The 21,157-nt window shown below is 48.5% G+C and carries 21 protein-coding genes and 1 tRNA gene; 4 read left to right on the top strand and 18 right to left on the bottom strand.

Going from position 1 to position 21,157, the window contains the following annotated elements:
- Positions 1-88 precede the first annotated feature (88 nt).
- The 3 genes from ACTHTK_RS07875 to ACTHTK_RS07865 form a co-directional block, all read right to left on the bottom strand.
- Positions 89-739 carry an HAD family hydrolase gene (locus ACTHTK_RS07875; RefSeq protein ID WP_314460676.1) on the bottom strand — a complete coding sequence of 217 codons (651 nt, stop codon included), beginning with the start codon at positions 737-739 and terminating at the stop codon, positions 89-91.
- 69 nt (positions 740-808) lie between these two features.
- Positions 809-1,753: a cation diffusion facilitator family transporter gene (locus ACTHTK_RS07870; protein ID WP_440378138.1), complete on the bottom strand. Its 945-nt coding sequence runs from the start codon at positions 1,751-1,753 to the stop codon at positions 809-811.
- Between the two features lie 15 nt (positions 1,754-1,768).
- The gene (locus ACTHTK_RS07865; RefSeq protein WP_440378137.1) at positions 1,769-2,599 is read right to left on the bottom strand and encodes a ferritin-like domain-containing protein; all 831 of its coding nucleotides are present in this window, start codon (positions 2,597-2,599) and stop codon (positions 1,769-1,771) included.
- Positions 2,600-2,888: 289 nt separating this feature from the next.
- On the opposite strand from ACTHTK_RS07865, the gene lolA reads away from it, so the two are divergent.
- Positions 2,889-3,509, top strand: a complete 621-nt coding sequence (lolA, locus tag ACTHTK_RS07860) for an outer membrane lipoprotein chaperone LolA (protein ID WP_003682545.1) — start codon at positions 2,889-2,891, stop codon at positions 3,507-3,509.
- A gap of 76 nt (positions 3,510-3,585) precedes the next feature.
- On the opposite strand, the gene glmM is transcribed toward lolA, so the two are convergent.
- Positions 3,586-4,923, bottom strand: coding sequence for a phosphoglucosamine mutase (glmM, locus tag ACTHTK_RS07855; RefSeq protein WP_004520640.1), 1,338 nt, complete (start codon positions 4,921-4,923; stop codon positions 3,586-3,588).
- Positions 4,924-5,139: 216 nt separating this feature from the next.
- A complete protein-coding gene (locus tag ACTHTK_RS07850; RefSeq protein ID WP_107722952.1) occupies positions 5,140-6,006 on the bottom strand; it encodes a c-type cytochrome in 867 nt (288 codons plus the stop codon).
- A gap of 285 nt (positions 6,007-6,291) precedes the next feature.
- On the opposite strand from ACTHTK_RS07850, the gene ACTHTK_RS07845 reads away from it, so the two are divergent.
- A tRNA-Arg gene (locus tag ACTHTK_RS07845) sits at positions 6,292-6,367 on the top strand.
- Positions 6,368-6,458: 91 nt separating this feature from the next.
- Here ACTHTK_RS07845 and ACTHTK_RS07840 read toward each other — a convergent pair.
- Together ACTHTK_RS07840 and ACTHTK_RS07835 are read right to left on the bottom strand one after the other, a co-directional pair.
- A complete protein-coding gene (locus ACTHTK_RS07840; RefSeq protein ID WP_107722951.1) occupies positions 6,459-7,652 on the bottom strand; it encodes an amino acid aminotransferase in 1,194 nt (397 codons plus the stop codon).
- Positions 7,653-7,761: 109 nt separating this feature from the next.
- Positions 7,762-8,535 (bottom strand): FadR/GntR family transcriptional regulator, encoded by a 774-nt coding sequence (locus tag ACTHTK_RS07835; RefSeq protein ID WP_101756112.1) that lies wholly within the window; start codon positions 8,533-8,535, stop codon positions 7,762-7,764.
- Between the two features lie 339 nt (positions 8,536-8,874).
- On the opposite strand from ACTHTK_RS07835, the gene ACTHTK_RS07830 reads away from it, so the two are divergent.
- Positions 8,875-10,851 (top strand): TonB-dependent copper receptor, encoded by a 1,977-nt coding sequence (locus ACTHTK_RS07830; RefSeq protein ID WP_440378136.1) that lies wholly within the window; start codon positions 8,875-8,877, stop codon positions 10,849-10,851.
- A gap of 127 nt (positions 10,852-10,978) precedes the next feature.
- Here the strand turns inward: ACTHTK_RS07830 and ACTHTK_RS07825 are convergent, their stop codons facing one another.
- From ACTHTK_RS07825 to ACTHTK_RS07810, 4 genes are all read right to left on the bottom strand, one after another.
- Complete coding sequence (locus ACTHTK_RS07825; RefSeq protein WP_440378135.1) at positions 10,979-12,316, bottom strand: sodium-dependent transporter; 1,338 nt, start codon at positions 12,314-12,316, stop codon at positions 10,979-10,981.
- A gap of 267 nt (positions 12,317-12,583) precedes the next feature.
- Entirely contained in the window at positions 12,584-13,489 is a 906-nt protein-coding gene (locus ACTHTK_RS07820) for a metal ABC transporter solute-binding protein, Zn/Mn family (protein ID WP_049331107.1), read from the bottom strand.
- Between the two features lie 79 nt (positions 13,490-13,568).
- Positions 13,569-14,444, bottom strand: a complete 876-nt coding sequence (locus tag ACTHTK_RS07815; RefSeq protein ID WP_107722948.1) for a metal ABC transporter permease — start codon at positions 14,442-14,444, stop codon at positions 13,569-13,571.
- 76 nt (positions 14,445-14,520) lie between these two features.
- Positions 14,521-15,246, bottom strand: coding sequence for a metal ABC transporter ATP-binding protein (locus ACTHTK_RS07810; protein WP_199903840.1), 726 nt, complete (start codon positions 15,244-15,246; stop codon positions 14,521-14,523).
- Positions 15,247-15,516: 270 nt separating this feature from the next.
- Between ACTHTK_RS07810 and ACTHTK_RS07805 the strand changes: the two genes are divergently transcribed.
- Positions 15,517-15,813, top strand: coding sequence for a DUF2288 domain-containing protein (locus ACTHTK_RS07805; protein WP_440378134.1), 297 nt, complete (start codon positions 15,517-15,519; stop codon positions 15,811-15,813).
- Positions 15,814-15,879: 66 nt separating this feature from the next.
- Here the strand turns inward: ACTHTK_RS07805 and apaG are convergent, their stop codons facing one another.
- The 7 genes from apaG to ACTHTK_RS07770 form a co-directional block, all read right to left on the bottom strand.
- Positions 15,880-16,248 carry a Co2+/Mg2+ efflux protein ApaG gene (apaG, locus tag ACTHTK_RS07800; protein WP_003682575.1) on the bottom strand — a complete coding sequence of 123 codons (369 nt, stop codon included), beginning with the start codon at positions 16,246-16,248 and terminating at the stop codon, positions 15,880-15,882.
- 96 nt (positions 16,249-16,344) lie between these two features.
- Positions 16,345-16,833: a phosphatidylglycerophosphatase A family protein gene (locus tag ACTHTK_RS07795; protein WP_199903839.1), complete on the bottom strand. Its 489-nt coding sequence runs from the start codon at positions 16,831-16,833 to the stop codon at positions 16,345-16,347.
- On the bottom strand, positions 16,826-17,782 hold the full coding sequence (thiL, locus tag ACTHTK_RS07790; protein WP_107722944.1) for a thiamine-phosphate kinase: 957 nt from the start codon (positions 17,780-17,782) through the stop codon (positions 16,826-16,828). The genes ACTHTK_RS07795 and thiL overlap by 8 nt, the downstream gene beginning before the upstream one ends.
- A 188-nt stretch (positions 17,783-17,970) precedes the next feature.
- Positions 17,971-18,690 carry an SDR family oxidoreductase gene (locus ACTHTK_RS07785; RefSeq protein ID WP_003682583.1) on the bottom strand — a complete coding sequence of 240 codons (720 nt, stop codon included), beginning with the start codon at positions 18,688-18,690 and terminating at the stop codon, positions 17,971-17,973.
- Between the two features lie 95 nt (positions 18,691-18,785).
- Complete coding sequence (hpnE, locus tag ACTHTK_RS07780) at positions 18,786-20,093, bottom strand: hydroxysqualene dehydroxylase HpnE (RefSeq protein ID WP_107722943.1); 1,308 nt, start codon at positions 20,091-20,093, stop codon at positions 18,786-18,788.
- Positions 20,090-20,938, bottom strand: coding sequence for a presqualene diphosphate synthase HpnD (gene hpnD / locus ACTHTK_RS07775; protein WP_107722942.1), 849 nt, complete (start codon positions 20,936-20,938; stop codon positions 20,090-20,092). Before hpnD ends, hpnE begins: the two co-directional genes overlap by 4 nt.
- Before the next feature lie 139 nt (positions 20,939-21,077).
- Positions 21,078-21,146 (bottom strand): prepilin-type N-terminal cleavage/methylation domain-containing protein, encoded by a 69-nt coding sequence (locus ACTHTK_RS07770; RefSeq protein ID WP_107723650.1) that lies wholly within the window; start codon positions 21,144-21,146, stop codon positions 21,078-21,080.
- Between the last annotated feature and the right edge of the window lie 11 nt (positions 21,147-21,157).

The following is a 21,157-nucleotide window of genomic DNA, read 5'->3' as shown; positions in this document are numbered from 1 at the left end:
TTTACAAGTAGTAAAACGGTTGAAAAAATACAAATTTATGTAATTTTACGCCGTTTCAGGTCGTCTGAAAACGGATTATTACAGGGTTTTAACGCAAGATTGCCAACAAATCCAAAGGCGTGGCAATACGGAAATCGGCAAGCCAGTTTTCGGTTTGGTCTTCGGCGGAAATATAGCCCCAATCGGCAAGCACGGTTGTCATCCCGGCATTCTTGCCTGCCTGCATATCGCGCTCGGCATCGCCGACATAAAAGCATCGCTGCGCTTCGACACCCATCTGTTCGCACGCATAAAACATAGGCTTCACGCTGGGCTTGGGTTCATCGCAAGTATCGCCGCTGACAATAACGGCAGGAGGCACGGCAAACCCGAGCTTAGGCACGAGGACATCAGTAAAGCGCATGGGCTTGTTGGTAATAATGCCCCATTGGATACCGCGTTGGACTAAGGCTTCCAGCATTTCGTTTACGCCGTCGAACAAGATGGTTTGGTCGGCATAGCAGCGGCTGTATTCATCCAAAAACTCTTTGCGCCATTGCATATAGTCCGGATGGTCGGGCGTAATGCCTGCACCAAGCTTGAGCAAACCGCTCGCACCATGACTGGCCTGCGGACGGATTTCATCCATGCTTTTTTCTGGCAAACCGTGTCGGCGCAATACCGTGTTGAGCGCGCCACCCAAATCAAGTGCGGTATCGGCAAGCGTGCCGTCAAGGTCGAATAATACGGCTTGGGTCATAAGTGTTCCTTTGATGATTTTAGAAGGCCGTCTGAACAATCCAACAAGTTTCAGACGGCCTGAATATGGTTAATGGTGATGGTGTTCGTGCATTTCCTGCGAACACAAAACTTCATCTTTATGCGGATGCCGTTCGCTTTCAATCTGAATCGTACAATGCCCGATGTTGTGATGCTCCAATTCATGTTCGATGCGGTAGGCGATTTGTTCGGATTCGGCAACCGTCATGCTGCCATCTACGACAATATGGCAGGATAAAACGTGGATATTGCTGGTAATTGTCCAAACATGCAAGTCGTGAACGGATTTTACGCCTTCCGTATTGCGGATCACGCTGAGCAACTCATCAGTATGGATGTTTTCCGGCGCGCCTTCCATCAAAATGTGCAAAGTCTGTTTAAACAGCGTCCAGCCGCTGCGCCCTACCAAAGCCGCCACCAATACGCTGGCAACTGTATCCGCCCATTGCCAGCCATACGCCATTATCAGCACTGCTGCGACAATCGCCCCTATCGAGCCGAACAAATCGCTGATTACATGAAGATACGCACCGCGCATATTGACGTTTTCTTCGGTATCGCTATTTTTCAACATATAAACGGCGACGCCGATGTTGACCAGCAATCCGATGATACTGACCACCAACATGCCGCCCGTCAAAATTTCCGGCGGATAAAACAATCGTTTGACTGCTTCATAAAAAATCATTGCCGCAATCAACACCAGCGACAATCCGTTAAACATCGCCGTCAAAATTTCAAAACGCTTGTAACCGAATGTCTTTTGCAGCGTGGTCTGTTTCTCGCCAAGTTTGAATGCCCACAATGCCACGCCCAACGAAAACGCATCGCTGAACATATGCCCCGCATCGGAAAGCAGGGCCAAAGAGTTGGTCAGCCAGCCGCCAACCGCCTCAACCAGCATAAATCCGGCAATGACGAAAAATGAAATACGCAATACCTGTTTATTGGCGGTATGAGTATGCGCGTGCGAATGATCGTGATGATGTGCCATGATGGTTTTACCTTTTCAGACGGCCTTTTTATCCTGTTTCAAACTTTTCTCAAAATCTTCCAACATATCCAGCTCGAAACGGCTGAATCCTGCACGTTCCCGTGCTTCAATATTGACGTAGCCGCGGAAGATAAACATATCGTAACGCGCAATCAGGCTGCGGAATAAGGCAACCGGTTCCAAACCGCGCTCACGGCAAAGATGCTGATACCAATGATTGCCGATGGCGACATGCCCTACTTCATCGCGATAAATAATATCCAGCACATCGCAGGTTTCTACATCGCCACGCTGTGCCACTTTTGCACGAATACCCGGCGTGACATCCAAACCGCGCGCTTCCAATACCCGCGGCACCAAAGCCATGCGCAACAAGGGATCGTAAGCGGTTTTATATGCCATATCCCACAAGTGCCCGTGCGCTTCAAAATCGCCGTAATCGTAGCCCAAGCTGTTCAGACGGCCACGCATTAAGCCAAAGTGAAACACTTCTTCTTTTGCCACCCTTACCCAATCGCATACAAACTGAAACGGCATATTGCGAAAACGATACGCCGCATCCAAAGCCAGATTAATCGCATTAAATTCAATGTGCGCAATCGCGTGCAACATGGCCGAATAGCCTTCGACCGTATTCATCTTGCGCGGCGTGACTTCCGAAGGGGCAACCAAACGCGGACGGAGCGGATGTCCGGCAAAACGGCAATCCACAGGTTTCGACGCTTCAGCCGTCAAACCTTCCGCCTCGCCCAACTGCGCAAACAAGGCCTGCGTCAACCTTCCCTTTTCATCCGGATTGTCCGACAGCAAAGCCTGTTCCAATAAAGGATAAGGATTCAGATACATACAAAACCATTGTTTTAAAAAGATAAATATTATAACCGTTTTAAAAAGCAAACAGAAAGACTATAATTTCACGCTTTCCGTAAAATGACATTAAATACCACACCAAACCATCGTGTGCTTCATTAAAAAAACGTCAAAACCAAATGCAGGCCGTCTGAAGAAATGAAATTATTTCAGTCACTTGATTGGATTTTTCATATTTACACAAATTAAACCCTCCATTCAGCCCCTTGCCTGTTACACCATAACGTCTATACTGAACCCATCTCTCCGAACAAGGAACCAAAACATGAAAACTACCCGACTGTTCACCCTGACCGCTGCCGCGCTGCTTTCTTCAGCCATCGGCTTTGCACAAGCCGGCGCAGTGGATGCCCTGAAAAAATTCAATAATGACGCTGACGGTATCAGCGGCAACTTCAGCCAAACCGTTCACAGCAAAAAGAAAACCCAAACCACACACGGTACATTCAAAATCCTGCGCCCTGGCTTGTTCAAATGGGAATACACCAAACCCTACAAACAAACCATCGTTGGCGACGGCAAAACCATTTGGCTCTATGACGTAGATTTGGCGCAAGTAACCAAGTCCTCACAAGACCAAACCATCGGTGATAGCCCTGCCGCCATCCTTTCCAACAAAACAGCATTGGACAGCAGCTACACGCTGAAAGAAGACGGTTCTGCCAACGGTATCGACTACGTTTTGGCTACGCCTAAGAAAAACAACGCCGGCTACCAATACATCCGCATCGGCTTCAAAGGCGACAACCTCGCCGCCATGCAGCTGAAAGACAGCTTCGGCAACCAAACCAGCATCAGCTTCAGCGGTTTGAACACCAAGCCTAACCTTTCCAGCGGTATGTTCAAATTTACGCCTCCTAAAGGCGTTGATGTCTTGAGCAACTAAGCTTCCAATAAAACACAAAGGCCGTCTGAACAACAGACGGCCTTTTATTTAGTTCAATTCAATATCAAACACACTGTTACTTTTGACCTTGAATGGCAGCGGCAATTTTTTCTGCGCCTTTTTTCGCCCAGTCTGCCTGCTTGGCTTCCACCATCACGCGCACGACAGGCTCAGTACCGGATGCACGCAAGACCACGCGGCCTTTACCTTCGAGTTCTTTTTCCACTTCAGCCAAAGCCTCTTTGGAAGCGTCCTGCCAGTTTTGACCTTTTTTGATGCGGACGTTGATCATGGTTTGCGGATACGGCTGCCAATCGGCGCAAACGGTGGCAAGGTCTTGATTCAAGGTTTGCAGTGCAGCCAAAACTTGCAGCGCAGAAATGATGCCGTCGCCGGTATTGTGTTTGTCCATACACAAAATATGGCCGCTGGCTTCGCCGCCAATCAGCCAACCGCGTTGATGAAGCTGTTCCAACACATAGCGGTCGCCCACTTTGGCGCGGCAGAAGTCAACGCCCTGCTCTTTTAAAGCAACTTCCATCGCCATATTGGTCATCACTGTACCCACTACGCCGCCGATTTCCACGCCTTCGTGCGCACGTGCTTTGGCAATCACATAAATCAGGCTGTCGCCGTCATACACTTTGCCATTGCGGTCAACCATCATCAAACGGTCGCCATCGCCATCCAAGGCAATGCCGTAATCGGCTTCATTTTGCAACACAGCCGCTTGCAAAGCTTTCGGATGGGTCGCACCACATTTCTCATTGATGTTGTAGCCGTTTGGCTCATCACCGATGCTTACTACTTGCGCACCCAATTCGTGGAATACTTTAGGCGCAACTGCATAGCCCGCACCATTGGCGGTATCGACCACCAATTTCAGACCGCGCAAGTCCAAATGGCTTGGGAAAGTGGATTTACAGAACTCGATATAGCGATCATCCGCACCATTAATCCGGCGCGCACGGCCAAGACGGCTGGACGGCTGGGTTTTCATTTCCTCATCGATTTTGGCTTCGATTTCCAACTCGATTTCATCGCTCAGCTTCACACCGCCTTCGGCAAAAAATTTAATGCCGTTGTCGGAATAAACATTGTGGGAAGCAGAAATCATCACACCGGCAGACAAACGCAAAGCGCGGGTCAAATACGCTACACCCGGAGTCGGCAGAGGGCCGGTTTGAATAACATTGACACCGGCGGCGGTAAAACCGGCAATCAGCGCAGCTTCCAGCATATAGCCTGAAATACGCGTGTCTTTACCGATCAAGACGGTTGGTTTGATTTCGCCTTCGTGCTGCACCAAAACCTGACCTGCCGCATAGCCTAATTTCAGGACAAAATCAGGATTGATAGGAAACTGACCGACTTCGCCGCGTACACCGTCAGTACCGAAATATTTTTTTGCCATGAGATAACTCCGTGATTGTTTTGTCGTATGTGAATATTGTTGAACTTCTTTAAAAGAATCTTGATTGTATTCGAAGGCCGTCTGAATCTTTCAGACGCCCCTTGATCATGAGAATAATTTACTACTTCAGTATTATAGCAAGATCCGGATTTCCTGCACGAAAAAAGCGCATCCTTTTGCAGAATGCGCCTTCTATTCGAGATTCAAAATCAAATCTTAGAATTTAGCACCAGACTGATTAGCCATGTAATCAACTGCAGCTTTCACTTCATCATCGCTCAGGCTACCGTTACCGCCTTTGGCAGGCATTGCGTTAAAGCCTTCGATTGCATGTTTGTGCAGGGTGTCTTTACCTTGTTTGATACGAGGAGCCCAGTCTTCTTTTTTACCTACATGAGGAACACCGGGAACCGCACCGCCGTGACATGCTTGGCAGTTGGCTTCGTAAACTTTTTTGCCGTCCGCGCCACCGGCTGCTGGAGCTGCCGCACCTTTGTCATCTGCTTTGGCCGCATCTGCTTTAGGGGCTTCTGCAGGAGCCGCACCCTCAGCCGCCGGAGCTGAAGCGGCTTCACCGGAAGCGGCTGCATCGGCAGGAGCTGCGGCATCAGGATCAGGGAAAGTACCGCCGGCTTTGTTGGCCATGTAAGTAATGACGCGCTTCAATTCTTGATCGGTCAAATCAGCTGCACCGCCTTTGGCAGGCATTGCGTTGAAACCGTTCAGAGCGTGTTGGAACAAGGTATCGAAACCTTGGGCAATGCGAGGTGCCCAATCGCCTTTGTTTTCAAATTTAGGCGCTTTGGGGACGATGCTGTCCGCCGCGTGACATTGAATACAGATTTTGTTGAAAATCTGATCGCCTTGACGCTCGCCGACTGGAATACCATCGCCCAATTTCAGTTGGCCGACTGGCTGGATACGGGTTTGAGTCGCAGCTTCGGTTGTTTCGGCAACATCGCCGAATGAACCGCTTCCCGCCAGTTTGATCAGGAAGTAAATCACTGCAATAACAATAACGATACCGCTCACAAGGGTGAACAATGCAGAGCCTTGGGCTTTGTGGTCGCGGAGTTGTTTCATTTGGTAGGCCTCGCCGTTAGGTTAGGTTGTGCTGTAAGTTATAGTTTATGTGTTAAACGCAGTTAACAATATTTTGCTGGATTATACTGAATTCGCAAAGGCTTTCCAATCCATCTTGAGAAAAAGATACGCAAAAATCCTCAAAAGGCCATCTAAATTCTGCTAAGCCTTTGTAGTTAATTGATTATTCCAGCTATGCAAAAAAGTGACCGCCAATGCCACTTTCAGACACTTTCAAGATAAACTTTGCCAATAAAGCCAATATGCGTTAACCTTACGGCTTTCGCACCCATAGCTCAGTTGGAAGAGTGTCAGTTTCCGAAGCTGGAGGTCACAGGTTCGATCCCTGTTGGGTGCGCCAATTATAAATAGGCCGTCTGAAAGATGAAAATTTTTCAGACGGCCTTTTGATTTACTTCAAATAAAACTACATTCAATTTCAGATTGAACGGCTATTGCAACACTTTGGCAAATGCTTCCGCCACATAATCGATATTCGATGCATTCAATCCTGCCACACACATCCTGCCTGAATCCAGCAGATAAACGGCAAACTCGTCACGCAGGCGGTGTACCTGCTCTATGGTCAGGCCTGTATAGCTGAACATGCCGCGCTGTTTGATGAAATAGCTGAAATCGCGATTGGGGATTTTGGTCGTCAAAACATCATAAAGTTTCTGACGCATGGCACGGATGCGGTCGCGCATGGCGTAAACCTCGTTTTCCCATAAAGCACGCAAATCATTGCTGTTCATCACATCAGAAGCGATGTATGCACCATGCGCGGCAGGGCTGGAATAAATGCGGCGGACGGTAAATTTCAACTGTCCGAACACCAGCTCTGCTTCTTCCTTATTAGGACACACTACGCTCAAACCGCCGACGCGCTCGCCGTACAGCGACAGGTTTTTCGAGAAAGAGTTGCTGACAAACAAAGGCAGTCCCATTTCGACGGCTTTACGAATCGCATAAGCATCGCTGTCCAAATCCTCGCCGAAACCTTGATAGGCAATATCCATAAACAGAATCAGCTTGTGCGTTTTGATAATATCCAACACTTCATCCCATTGCGCTTGCGACATATCGACGCCAGTCGGGTTTTGACAGCAAGGGTGCAAAATCAAGATACTGTTTTCCGGCAATGTTTTGAAAAACGCAGTCATTTCTTCAAATTTCACGCCGACGGTTTCAGGGTTGTAATAAGGATACGTCCCCACTTCAAAACCTGCGCCTTCAAAAATGCCTTTATGGTTGTCCCAAGTCGGATCGCTGACATAGGCTTTTGCATCGGGGAACCAACGGTGCAAAAAGTCGGCACCGACTTTCAACGCCCCCGAACCGCCCAAAGTCTGTATGGTTGCAACGCGCCCTTCTGCCAGCGCCTGATTATCCTGCCCAAACAGCAAACGCTGAACAGCACTCCGATAAGTGTCCAAACCTTCCATCGGCAGATAAGGCGATGGTCGCGGTACGGCCGCACGCTCTGCTTCTGCCCGGCGGACAGATTCCAAAACCGGCATTCTGCCTTCGTCATCAAAATAAATGCCTATGCTCAAATTGACTTTTTCAGAACGCTCGTCGCGCTTGAAGGTTTCAACCAAACTCAAAATCGGGTCACCCGGATAATACTCGACATGACGGTACATGGTGCTTCCTTTGTTTTTAGACAGAATGAGGAAGATTGTGTCACTAAAAGGTCTTATTTGCAAAATCAGGCCGTCTGAAAAATTCAGACGGCCTGATTATTTTTAAACGCTACCAATCCACCCGTTTCAAATCATTTTGCGCCAATACGTCCGCATGCTCGCTGCGGCTTTGATATTCCCTGTCCTGCAAAATGCGGCGGGCGACATAATTTAAATGCAGTTTGGCCGCTTCAGCAGCCTCGGCCGGTTTAGCCTGGGCAATGGCTTCAAAAATAGCGCGGTGCTGGGCAATCAGTGTCGGGCGCGGGTCTTCGGTTTGATGGATATAGATAATGCCGCTGCGTGTTTGCTGATAAAGCATTTTCAACAGGCTGCTGGAAAGGTGGCTGAACAGGATATTGTGTGCGGCATCGGCAATGGTTTGATGGAAGCTGACGTCTGCTTCGGCTTGATGCTCCAAATTTCCGCTTTCACAGGCCGTTTCAAACTTCTGCCGCCAGAAATCAATGCGTTTCAAATCGGTGTCAGTCCGTCTTTCGGCAGCTAGTGCCGCCATACAGCCCTCAACGTGACAGCTGAAATCGAAAACGTCTGTTTCCCAATTGGTATGTTTGCCGAGCAACTCCTGCCAGCTTTGTAAAAAATCCTGCTGCGGCTTGACGGAAACATAATAGCCATCGCCCTGCCGCGCTTCCAAAACCTGCTTGGCAATCAAGATATTCAATGCCACCCTGACTGACGGACGCGATACGCCGAATTCTTCCGCAAGCGTACGTTCGGGAGGCAATTTACTGCCTTCTTCATAAATGCCGGTCGCGATACGTTCTTCCAAAACGGCTAAGACCTGATCGCTGATTTTTTGCGGACGAACCAATTTCGTCATGTTGTATTCCTGATGATTGAAGGACAGTTGTATTCAAACGGCCATAAATTGGATTGACCAATTGGCCGCCCATTCTAATCAATCCCCTATTTTTTCGTCAAGAAATGCCATTCTCTCCATCGCAAGCAGTTTAATTCAAACACATTCATTTTTATCAAGTAACCTCACCAATGCCTTCAAATCAATATTTTGGTATGACCAATCTTAATAAACAACCTATGCGCCCAAAATCTGAAAATATTGATTTAGATTAAAATCCCACTGCTTCTATTTAACTAGACTTTATATATAATACTTAGGTATTAGTTAACATAATTCCTAATAATAGAGAGAAACGATATGAAATACCCACCATTACTTATCTTACCCATTGCCTTAGCCGTATCCCAAGCATGGGCAGATACCGATCCTACACCTGAAGAAACGGTTACCCTTTCCCCTGTCACCGTCACCGGCACACAACAAGAAAAAGCCAATCGCGTTACTTTCAACCCCAAAGCTGCTTTGCAACCCCTCCCTGCCGGAGACGGGGCAGACCTTTTACAATCCGTGCCCAACATGAGCATCATCCGCAAAGGCGGCAGCTCGGGCGATCCGCTGTTCCGTGGTTTGGGCGGCTCGCGCCTCTCCGTCAATGCCGACGACCAGTTTATTTATGGCGGTTGCGGTATGCGCATGGACCCGCCGACCGCCTATATCCACCCAAATTCATTTGATAAAGTCGTGGTCACCAAAGGCCCACAAACCGTTACCCAAGGCATGGGTTTGGTCAGCGGCTCAGTGCAATTTATCCGTAAAGATCCTGATTTCACTGAAAAACCTTACAACATCAATGCCACTCTGACAGCAGGCAGCAACGACCGCCTTGACGGCTCGCTGGAAGCCGAGTTTGGCGGCAAATACGGCTATGTCCGTACCAATATCTCCCATAACGAAGCCGACGATTACAAAGACGGCGACGGCAACCGCATTCACTCCAACTTCAAACGCGACAGCCAAATGTTACAACTGGGTGTTACTCCGACAGAAAACACCACCATTGCCGGCACATACGAACGCAGCAGAGCCAAGGTTGCCTACGCCGACCGTATGATGGACGGTAGCAAATTCGACCGTGATGCGTGGAACATACGTTTTACCCAACGCAACCTCACACCATGGTTCAGCGAATTGGAACTGCGCTACGGTAAAAGCGAAATCGACCACGTGATGGACACATACAGCCTGCGTACCATCTACAATCCTGCCGGCAAGCAGATTAAAAATGCCAACAACCCTAAACGCAATACCGATACAGGCCGTCTGAAAGCCACTTTCGACTGGGACAAGCTCAACCTGCAAACCGGTTTGGATTATTTGGATGACGTCCACGTCGCGCGTCATGAGCGTGGCGGCGACGGTTACAGCCACAAGCCTTATATGCCCAACCAAAGTTTCAAACAATGGGGTATTTTCACCGAAGCCTCTTGGCAGCAAACCGACAATCAACGCTGGGTAGCAGGTTTGCGCCATGACCAAGTCAAAGCGCATTACGATACCGCGCGCGTGACCGACCCCGTTTTGAAACATCAAAAATTCAATTTGAACTCAGGCTTCCTGCGCTGGGAAAGAAATACGGACAACGGCCTGAAATACTATGCCGGCTTCGGTATTGCCGAACGTGCGCCTGACTACTGGGAACGCCTGCGCTCTGAAAACAAAGCCATCCGCGCAGAGCAAAACCGCCAAATCGATGCTGGTGTAATCTGGAAACGTCCTAACCTCCACGCGTCTGTATCCGTATTCGGCAGCGACATCAAAGACTTCATCATGATGGAGCGCCAAGGCATGAATTTCAACGTACGCAACATCAACGCTTCACGCTTTGGCGGCGAAGCCGAAGTCAAATGGACATTTGCGCCTAACTGGGAAGTCGGCACCAGCCTCGCCTACACCCACGGCAAAAACCGTACCGACGGCAAACCTTTGGCACAAACGCCGCCGCTCGAGTGGAACAACACCCTCGCCTTTGACAACGGCAAATTCAGCGCGGGCGCATTATGGCGCGTCGTAGCCAAACAAAACCGTTACAGCAAAGGCCAAGGCAATATCGTCGGCCAAGACATCGGCGCTTCTTCGGGCTTTGGCGTACTCTCGCTCAATGCCGGTTGGAAATTCAGTAAATACGCCACATTGCAAGGCGGCGTGGACAACGTGTTCAACAAAACCTATGCTGAATTCGTCAGCCGCGGCGGCGACCCTTCTGCCGGTACACAAACCATGCGCGTGAACGAACCCGGCCGTACTGCATGGCTGAGACTGCAAGCGAAGTTCTAATCAGCCTCGCGCATCTATAAAAAGGCCGTCTGAAAAATTTTCAGACGGCCTTAATATTTTTAATGATGTTTTTAAACAAACAGTCCGGCGAAGCAATGCAACGCCGGACTGTTTGCTCACTATCGGATTAAATCAAACCCAAAGAGTTGATGAACACCACAATAATCGCAATCGGCGCAAGATAGCGAAGCGCACCCAGCCACAGATAAAGCAGCTGTTTCGGAATGGTACTGCCCATGCCTGCATCGCGCAAGACAGACTGTTTGTCCTGAACCCATGATGTAAACACGGCAACGCTCAATGCGCCAATCGGCATGATGACGGCGGAAATAATAAAATCCCACAAATCAAAAATGGTTTTGCCGAAAATTTTAAACTCGCTCCATACACCGAAAGACAGCGCTGAAGGAATACCGACTATAAAAATCGCAATGCCGGTTACCCAAGCATGGCTGCTGCGCTTTTTCTCGTCTTGGCGGATGGTTGCCGCGATAACGGTTTCCAGCATGGAAAACGCGGAAGTCAGCGTGGCAAAGACAACCAACAGCATAAACACGGCAAACAAATATGTACCCATCGGCATTTTCATGAAAACCGCAGGCAGCACGACAAAAATCAAACCAGGGCCTTGGCCGGGTTCAAAACCGAAGGCAAATACCGCAGGGAAAATCACCAAACCGGCCAGCAGCGATACAAACAGGTTCATCCACATAATCATATGGCCGGAACGGAACATATCCTGATCTTTACCCAAATACGAAGCATAGGTAATCATCGCGGACACGCCGATACTCAAGGCAAAAAATGCCTGTCCCAAAGCAGTCAGCATCGTGCCGGGTTTCAAATACGACCAATCCGGTTTCAACAAAAATGCCACGCCGTCCATTGCACCGGGCAAGGTCAGTGAACGAATAGCCAGCGCGATAAAGAGGATAAACAAACCCGGCATCAACACGCGGTTTGCCTTTTCAATGCCGTCTGAAACGCCGCCTTTGACCACCCAAATAGTAATCAGCATGAACAAGCCTTGGTAAAATAGCGAGCCAAATGGTGACGAAATCGTATTTTCAAACAGTGCCTTAAAGTCTGCGCCAACGTAAATTTCGCCGGTAAAGCTGTGCACGACGTAGTTCAATACCCAGCCGCCGACCACGCTGTAAAACGACAGCAAAATAAAACATGCGGCCACGCCCATGCGGCCAACCCACGGCCACTGCGAACCCGGACGTAATACTTTAAAGGAATCAATGGCGTTTTTACCGCCCGTACGGCCGATGTAAAACTCGGCCAATTGAACCGGCAAGGCTACCAAAATAGTGAAAATCAAAAATAAAAGAAAGAATACGGCGCCGCCGTTGGTACCGGCTGTATAAGGGAATTTCCAAATTGCACCCAAACCGATGGCCGAGCCTGCCGCCGCAAGCACAAAGCCGATTTTGGATGACCAAGACGAATGGTTGCTCATGATGTAATATTAAGAAACGTGAAGATGCCGAATTGTAACAGGGTGAAGTCAAGCCGTGAGTGGCTGACGGACAGCCGATAAGCAATTCGCACGGATGGTGCGTACTTACCAGGCAAATTAGCATGAATTTTTGATAATTAAACTTTCAATAGCACAAATTTTATTTTTATATTCTAAATTTGACGGTTTATTTCAAAAATAAGCATATAAAAGGCCGTCTGAAACCTTGTTTTTAAGGTTTCAGACGGCCTTTATCCTTAAGCCGCTTTATTTTTTCATGGCATCGGTCATAACTTTGACATTGTAGCGGTACATGCCGATGTAGCTGTTTGCCGGTGCGCCACCCAATGCATCGGAATACAAACGTCCGCTGACATTAACGCCGGTTTCTTTGGCAATACGGTCAATCATGCGCGTGTCTTTGATATTTTCAGTAAAGACGGCTTTAATGCCCTCGCGTTTGATTTGGCGGATAATGGAAGCCACTTGTTTGGCAGACGGCTCGGCTTCGCTGCTCACGCCTTGAGGGGCGATGAATTCAATATTGTAGCGTTTGCCCATGTAAGAAAACGCATCGTGTCCGGTCAAGACTTTACGCTTGGCGGCAGGTACGGCATTAAAGGCAGCCTGCGCATCGCTGTGCAGTTTTTTCAGCTGCATTTGATAGTTACCCAAACGTTGCTGATAGTAGGTTTTGCCTTCAGGGTCGGCTTGAATCAGCGCATTGGCAACGTTTTGCGCATAAGTACCCATCAGGACGGGGTCGGTCCAAACGTGCGGGTCAAACTCGCCGTGATCGTGATGATGGCCTTCATGATCGTGGTCATGATGATGGCCGCCCTCTTCTGCTTTCAAAGCCTGAATGCCTTTGGTCGCTTCGGCGAAAGGAACTTTGCTCTGTTTGACTGCACGCTGTACATCGGCGGCTTCCAAGCCCAAACCGTTGAGCAATACCAATTTGGCACTGCGGATTTTTTTGATGTCGCCACTGGTCATGTGGTAGGCATGGCTGTCTTGGTTGGGGCCCACCAAGCTTTGAACGGCCACACGGTCGCCACCAATCTGTTTGGCCACGTCGCCCAAAATGCTGAAGCTGGTAACAACAGGCAGCGGAGCGGCATAAGCGGCACCGGTCAATAATGCGGCAACGATGCCGAGTTTCCAATGTTTCATATTCTCTCCAGTGATATAACGTAACATTAACATCATCATAAAACAGACCGCCTGATTATTCAAGCGGCCGTCTGAAAAATCATGCCGTGCGGTGTTTCTTGCGGCGCAGCCATTTTGCCAAAATGCCGCCTTCCCAACCGAACACGACGGAAATCAGGTAAAGCGTGCCGCAGCATAAAATAATCGCCGGGCCGGACGGGATTTCGATATGGTAGGAAAACAACAGTCCTGCCAAGCCGCAAAGCAAAGCCAATGCGACCGACAAAATCATCAGCCAACCCATGCTTTTTGCCCACAGTCTGGCGGTAATCGCCGGCAACATCATCAAACCGACCGACATCAGCGTACCCAATGCCTGAAAACCCGCAACCAGATTCATCACGACCAGCACCAAAAACAGCACATGCCAAAAGCCGCCCTTGCCGCCGACAGCCTTGAGGAACAAAGGGTCTATGCTTTCCAACACCAGCGGGCGGAACATGACCGCCATCAGCAAAATAGTGACACTCGCAGAAACGGCAATCAGCTGCAAAGCCGGAATATCCACCGCCAACACCGAGCCAAACAGCAAATGCAGCAAATCGACGCTGCTGCCGTTTTTGCTGACCAAAACCACACCGATGGCGAGGCTGCTCAAATAAAATGCGGCAAAGTTTGCATCTTCTTTCAATGAAGTAAACCGGCTGACCAAACCGGCCAACAAAGCCATCAGCAAACCGGCTGCAAAACCGCCGACGCTCATTGCAGGCAAACTCAAGCCGGCAAACATATAACCAATGGCCGCACCGGGCAAAACCGCATGGCTCAAGGCATCACCCACCAAACTCATGCGACGCATCACCAAAAACACACCGACAGGCGCCGCGCTCAATGCCAGGCAGAAAATCGATGCCAGGGCATAGCGCATAAAGTCAAATTCGGCGAACGGCGCGACGACCAACTCATATAAATCCATGTTTTATCGCTTTTTTATTAATCTCTGAAAGCCTTAGGCCGTCTGAAAAATACTTACTTTCAGACGGCCTTGTCCATTAAACCGCGCACCAATCGGCCGCTTCCTGTTTCTGCATCATTCGGTTTGCCTGTGCCAAAAACTCATCGGTCAACACATTTTCAGTCGCACCGGCAGTCACTTTTTCACGCGCCAAAAGCAGCGTGTTGGCAAAATATGCCCTCACCTGCTCGTAATCATGCAACACGGCAATCACAGCCTGACCGTCCTGATGGCACTGGCGCAAAACTTCCAACAGCGCATAAGTCGTCCGCGCATCTACCGCGTTAAACGGTTCGTCCAGCAGCAAAAATTTGGCATCCTGCACCAGCATCCGCGCAAACAATACGCGTTGGAACTGGCCATTGGACAAATGCGCAATTTGGCGCGTGGCAAAATCCTGCATTTCGACGCGTTCCAACGCCGCCATCACGCGCTTTTTCTGCTCCGCGTTTACGCGTCCAAAAAATCCGATTTCATACCACAGCCCCATCGCCGCCAGTTCAAACACCGTCATCGGCTGGCTGCGGTCAATATCCGACTGCTGCGGCAAATAGGCAATGTTCTTGCGCGCCATATTTTCATAGCGCACGCTGCCCGTGTCCGTCTTCTGCAAGCCCATAATGGCTTTGAGCAGGGTCGATTTGCCCGCGCCGTTCGGCCCGAAAATCGTCCACATCTTGCCATCTTCAAACACCATATCCACATGGTGCACCACCGGCCTGCGCTGATAGCTGACCGTCAGATTTTCCACCACGATACTCATGGCGACACCGCCCAAAAATATACAGCCCACAACGCCGCCAATGCGGCAAGCGCAATCAGCAGCCTTTGCAGCAATCCGGTCAACAATACAGAATTCATAAGCCTAAAACCGCCCTTGCCCGAATACGGACAACAGGCCGTCTGAAAGAAAATTAAAACATTAAAATGATACTGTATAACGTTAACCCTGTAAATTTCTTTCGTTTTCAGACGGCATCGGGCAAAAGGCCGAATATCGGTTACAATCCATTTTTTATTTGATGATTGCCCTATGTCTATTCCACTCTTAAACGAAAAACTCAATACCGAAACTGCCCGCATTTCATGGGAAGAGCTGCAACCCCACTTCGCACGCGGTGCCGCCGTCTATGTAGCACCTGATTTGGATTTGATTGCCGTCGCCCGCCATGTTGCCGAAGATGAAGCCGCGCCATTGAAACATTGGATGGAACAAGGCAAATTCGGTGCCATCAGCGATGATATGGCGCGCACATTTTTATCGGATAAGCAGGAAATGTGGGCGGTTGTCGTGGCGCCGTGGGTATTGGTACAGCCTTGCAAAGACTGATAAGGCCGTCTGAAAAAACAAAACCGGAACATTTCGCATGTTCCGGTTTTTCATTTTTCAGACGGTCTATTGCAAAGTAAAGCCTGCTTTGAATTCAAGCTTCGGCACCCCGATAACGAAACGTTTGCCGATGCTGTCTTCAAACTCATACGCGCCTTCGATGCTGCCCCAAGGCGTGCTGATTTGCGAACCGCTGTTGTACTCATAGGCTTCGCCCGGGTACAAAACAGGTTGCTCTTCAATCAGGCCGGCATGACCGACCTGCTCTGTCTCACCGTGTCCGTCGGTGATTTCCCAAAAACGCTGACGCAAAGTAATGATTTCATCACTGCGGTTGCAGATGGTAATCAGATAATTGAAGGCATAGCGATCGCGATAGACGTCGCTCTGACCGGCCATATAACGCGGCTCCACGTTAATCTCGATTTCATTCATAATTGTTTACCCCGTATGGTATTTATTTTATTTCAATCCGGATAATTCCGGCGTGTCCGCCCTATTTTTGCAAAGGGTCGAAACACTTAAAACGTATCACGCGATCCAATAAAACAGGCCTAAGACCATCAAGGTCATCGCAGCCGCAATCAAATCATCAAGCATAATGCCTAAACCTCCATGAATCCGCCGGTCAAACCATTTGATCGGCCATGGTTTCAACGCATCAAACAAGCGGAAAATAACAAAAGCGGCCAGCCACCAGCTCCACTTAAACGGAATCAGCGACAGCACCAACAGCATCGCAACAATTTCATCCCAAACGATACCGCCGTAATCCTGAATGCCCAGTTCCCTCTCGGTATAACCGCAAATGCGGATACCCCAGAAAAACAGGGCGACACACAATAAAAGCAATATCCAGCCGTCTATGCCCAACAGGCACAATACAAAAGCCAGAGGTAATGCTGCCAGCGTTCCGGCCGTACCCGGCGCAACCGGCGATAAGCCGCTGCCGAAACCGAATCCTAAAAAACACAATGGTTTGTGCAACAGCCAAGAAAAAGTAGGTTTACGTTCAGCCAAAATGATCAAATCCTAAAGAAGTCAGTTCCAATACGCCGCCTTCGGCATCCAAAATATTCAGACGGCCTGAGTCAGTAATTTTACCAATTCGGGCGACCGGTACGCCACTTTGTTCCGCTGCCTGACAAACGCGTTCCCTGTCTTCTGGAGCAGCAGTAAAAATCAGTTCGTAATCATCGCCGCCGGCCAATACTGCCGACAACCATTGTTCGCGCGACAAAACGTTTTTCAATTCAGGCAACGACGGCACACAATCGGCAAATATTTCCGCCCCGACAGCAGAGGCTTTTAAAATATGCCCCACATCTTGAGCCAGGCCGTCTGAAACATCTTGCGCGGCATGGGCAAACGGCAACAATGCCTGACCCAATGAAACGCGCGGTTCCGGACGGAGCAATTTATCATCGCAAACTGCCATGATTTCAGACGGCAATTGATAATGCCCAAGATGTTTGTTCAACGCAGCGGCAGCCAAACCCAACCGACCCGATACCCAAATATCGTCGCCGACTTCGGCCGCATCACGCCGCAGGGCACACCCTGTCGGAACTTCACCTACTATCGTTACATTAAAGACCAAATCGCCTTTGGTGGTATCGCCACCAATCAACACCGTATCAAAACGCGCGGCCAAAGCAAAAAAGCTATCGCAAAACCGTTTGAGCCAGTCTTGATTCAATTCAGGCAACGCAGCACTGAGCAACACCCAACGCGGCTTGGCACCCATAGCGGCCATATCGGATAAATTTACTGCAAGCATTTTCCATGCCAAATCTTCAGGCGAAACATCTTCAAAAAAATGTCTGCCTTTGACCAACATATCAGCGCTAAAACATAAATCAAATCCGTTACTTGGGCGAATAATAGCGGCATCGTCCCCTATGCCTAAAATTAGACCTTCCGATTTTTGTCGCTGCAAATATTGTCTGATAAAGTCAAATTCCGTCATATTTATCCAATATAACTATAACTTAGATTACTATATCTAATTTTGTGCCAGCCTGATGTTTGCCTGCTAACATGTCCAAACATCAAACTTTCATATTATTTAGATATAAAACTCAATAAGTTAAAGGCCGTCTGAAAATATAGATTTCAGACGGCCTCATGTTTTCAAACCACTCTGAGCAGGTAGATTTACAGATAGACGATTTCGCCTGTCCGCCCCCTGCTCTCTTGGCTTGCCCACCAAATAAATTGCGGCAGGACATCTTCGTAGTTTTTACGTTCGCTTTTCGATTCGCCCGGATGAGATTTGATACGTTGTGGCGAATTGATGGCACCCGGCACCAAAACATTGGCACGCAGGTTGTCAAAACGTTCCCACTCATCCGCGGCCACTTTACACAAATAATTGAGCGCGGCTTTGGAGGCACCGAAACCGCCCCAATAGGCTTGCGGTTTTTCGCCGTGGCTTTCGCCGACAAAAATCACAGAAGCGTCTTCGGATTGCTTCAACAATGGGAACAGCGCACGGGTCAAGCCCATAGGCGCAACGGTGTTGATACGGTATTGGTTGACCCATTCCGATACAGTTTGGAAATCCAATGGCGACAAGGCATAGAAATAGCTGGCACAATGCACCACGCCATCCAATTTTCCGCCGGTTGCTTCATCAATAGTTTCCGCGAATTGCTTAAACTCTTTCTCCTCTGCACTCATCAAATCAAAGCAGATGGCAAACGGCTCAGGGCTGCCCGCAGCCACAATGGCATCATATACTTTTTCCAAACGCTTTTGATGACGCGCCACCAAAATGACAGTCGCTCCGGCAGCCGCATAGGCTTTGGCAACCTGCTCGCCCAAACCTTGGGATGCGCCGGTAATCAAGATGGTTTTGTTCGCTAATGTCGTCATGACTTTTCCTTGAACTTTATGGTTTCAGATATTGTATCGGCTTGGTAAGTTTTGTAAAGTCAAAAAGGCCGTCTGAACATTTAGACGGCCTCAGTTTATTCAACCCGCAAATCCAGCATAAGCTTTTCAGCCGCGGCAAAGCCTGACTGAACTGCAGCTTCCAATGTTGCCGGATAGCGAGGATGGAGATAGTCGCCGGCCGGATAAATACGGCGATGGTGCAGCCATGAGAAATCAGGTTGTACAAAATCAACCGTTGTCGCCGTAGTCGCGCGTTTTTCCGTAATAATGCGTACGGCTTCAGGCTTACCCAAATCCGGACAAACCCGCTTAATGTCCGCATGAACTTTCTCGGCCAAATCTTTATCCTTCCAAGCCTCAGTGCAATCGGAAACGCTGATAACAACCGCAACTTCATTATCCAGTAAACCCAATGCCCCCCGACGCAGCACCCATTGCGCCGTACCATCGGCAAATCCGGTTAAAGGTGCAGGCAGTTTGACTGCTTGGGCATAACGCAAATAAACCGTGGTAATCGCATGGTAATGCAACGATTGATAGGCCGTCTGAATATAGTCAGGCGTATCTTCAGGCAAAAGCGCGTCAACATGATATGGAGCAACAGCCAAAACTACCGCATCAAATACTTCGCCATTGATTTCAATTCGGCCATCGATATGATGGTTTAAATGTGTAATACGGGTTTCAAGATGTATTTTTGCACCATGCGTGAGTAAGAAATCCAAAGCCGGTTCGGCTACGATCCGCCCTAAATCCTGCTTAGGCAAAAGATAATCGCTGTTCGCCTTTTCAGACCACACGCCATCATTCAATACATTACATAAAATGCGCAACGATGCCTGTTCTAATGGCGTATTTAAAGCACCCCAGACCAAAGGTTGCCAAAATTGGCCAAGCAGGCTGCGGGGAATATTTCGTGTTCTCAACCACTTCGCAACCGTCAAATCGGTTTTATGATGAGCAGCCCAACGTTGCAATGCCGACATATCCGACAGCAATTTGATTCTCAATGAAAAAGAAAGATTTTTCGCACGCAGGATACCGACAAGCAAATGCCAAGGCGCAGGCAGAGAGGCCGTCTGAAATTGTAATCCTTCATGGATATACCATCGCAAAGGCTGGCGTAAAAAGGCTGATTCAGGTTGAACGCCAATATGTTGCATCAAAGTTTGAACACCATGATACGCACCCAACAAGATATGCTGCCCATTATCCAAAAAGCTGAATCCATCATCTTTCCCAGACAAGGCACGCGCCCTACCGCCTGCCTGTCTCCCAGCCTCAAACAAAGAAATATCAGCTCGATGAATCAGGGAAACCGCCGCAGACAAACCTGCCCAACCGGCACCAATCACGGCAATTTTTGGACGCTTAGTATTCATGGTTTAAATCCAAACAGCCAAGTTTTCAAAGCAATACGTTTTTTACGGGGAGAAGGAATCGCAATTTTATAAGTCAACACATTTTGCGCACCATCACGGTCAATTTCATTCAACAACGCATAATAAATAGCCGCCATAATCAGGCCGACTTTCTGCGATTTCTTATCCTCAGCCGGCAAAAGCAACATCGCTTCACGATAAGTTTCACGCGCCCTATTCACTTGAAACTGCATCAATTTTGCAAAATTTTCTGTCGGTTTGCACTGCATAATTACGTTGGCAGGAACATCAAACTTCTGCATTTCCTCTATCGGCAGATAAATTCTTCCCTGTCGCACATCTTCGCCCACATCACGAATAATGTTCGTCAACTGCAAAGCCAAGCCCATTTTGTCCGCATATTCCAAAGTTTTTGGATTGGAAAAACCTAAAATCCGCGCAATAAGGCACCCCACTACCCCTGCAACACAGTGGCAATACAGCTTTAATTCATCAAAACTACCATAACGAGCCTGCTCCAAATCCATCTGCATGCCATCAATCAAAGCTTCAAATTCATTCTTCGGCAAATCAAAATTTGCCCGAATATCTTTTAAAGCTTGATGAACGGGATGCTCAGGCATCTCATTATTAAACACTTTCTCCAAATCACTGCGCCACCAGTTCAACGTTATCTGAGCTACATTTGGATCGGTACAGCCATCAACTACATCGTCTAGTTCGCGACAAAAAGCGTATAAAACAGTGATCGCATTCCGTTTTTCTACCGATAAAAAACGAAAGCCGGATAAAAAACTGGAATGGCTTTCGGCAACCTTTTGATGACAATAATCCAAAGCAAGCACTGTGTATCCTAAAATATTGTTATAAATAATTAGCAGGGATTTTATCTGTATTTAAAAAAGTACGCCAATATCAAAAATTCATCTTATAACAAGGCCGTCTGAAAGCTAATCTTAAGTATCTTTCAGACGGCCTAATATCTTACGTCGCCAATATCGAAACCAACAGCATCACCACCAACAGCTGTATCAAAGAATACCCCCTCTGCACAGTTGCCCTAT

This window comes from Neisseria sp. P0006.S009 (assembly GCF_051962915.1).
Taxonomy (GTDB): domain Bacteria; phylum Pseudomonadota; class Gammaproteobacteria; order Burkholderiales; family Neisseriaceae; genus Neisseria; species Neisseria subflava_E.
Note: the sequence above shows the minus strand (reverse complement) of the source record. Positions and strands in the feature narration are given on the sequence as shown.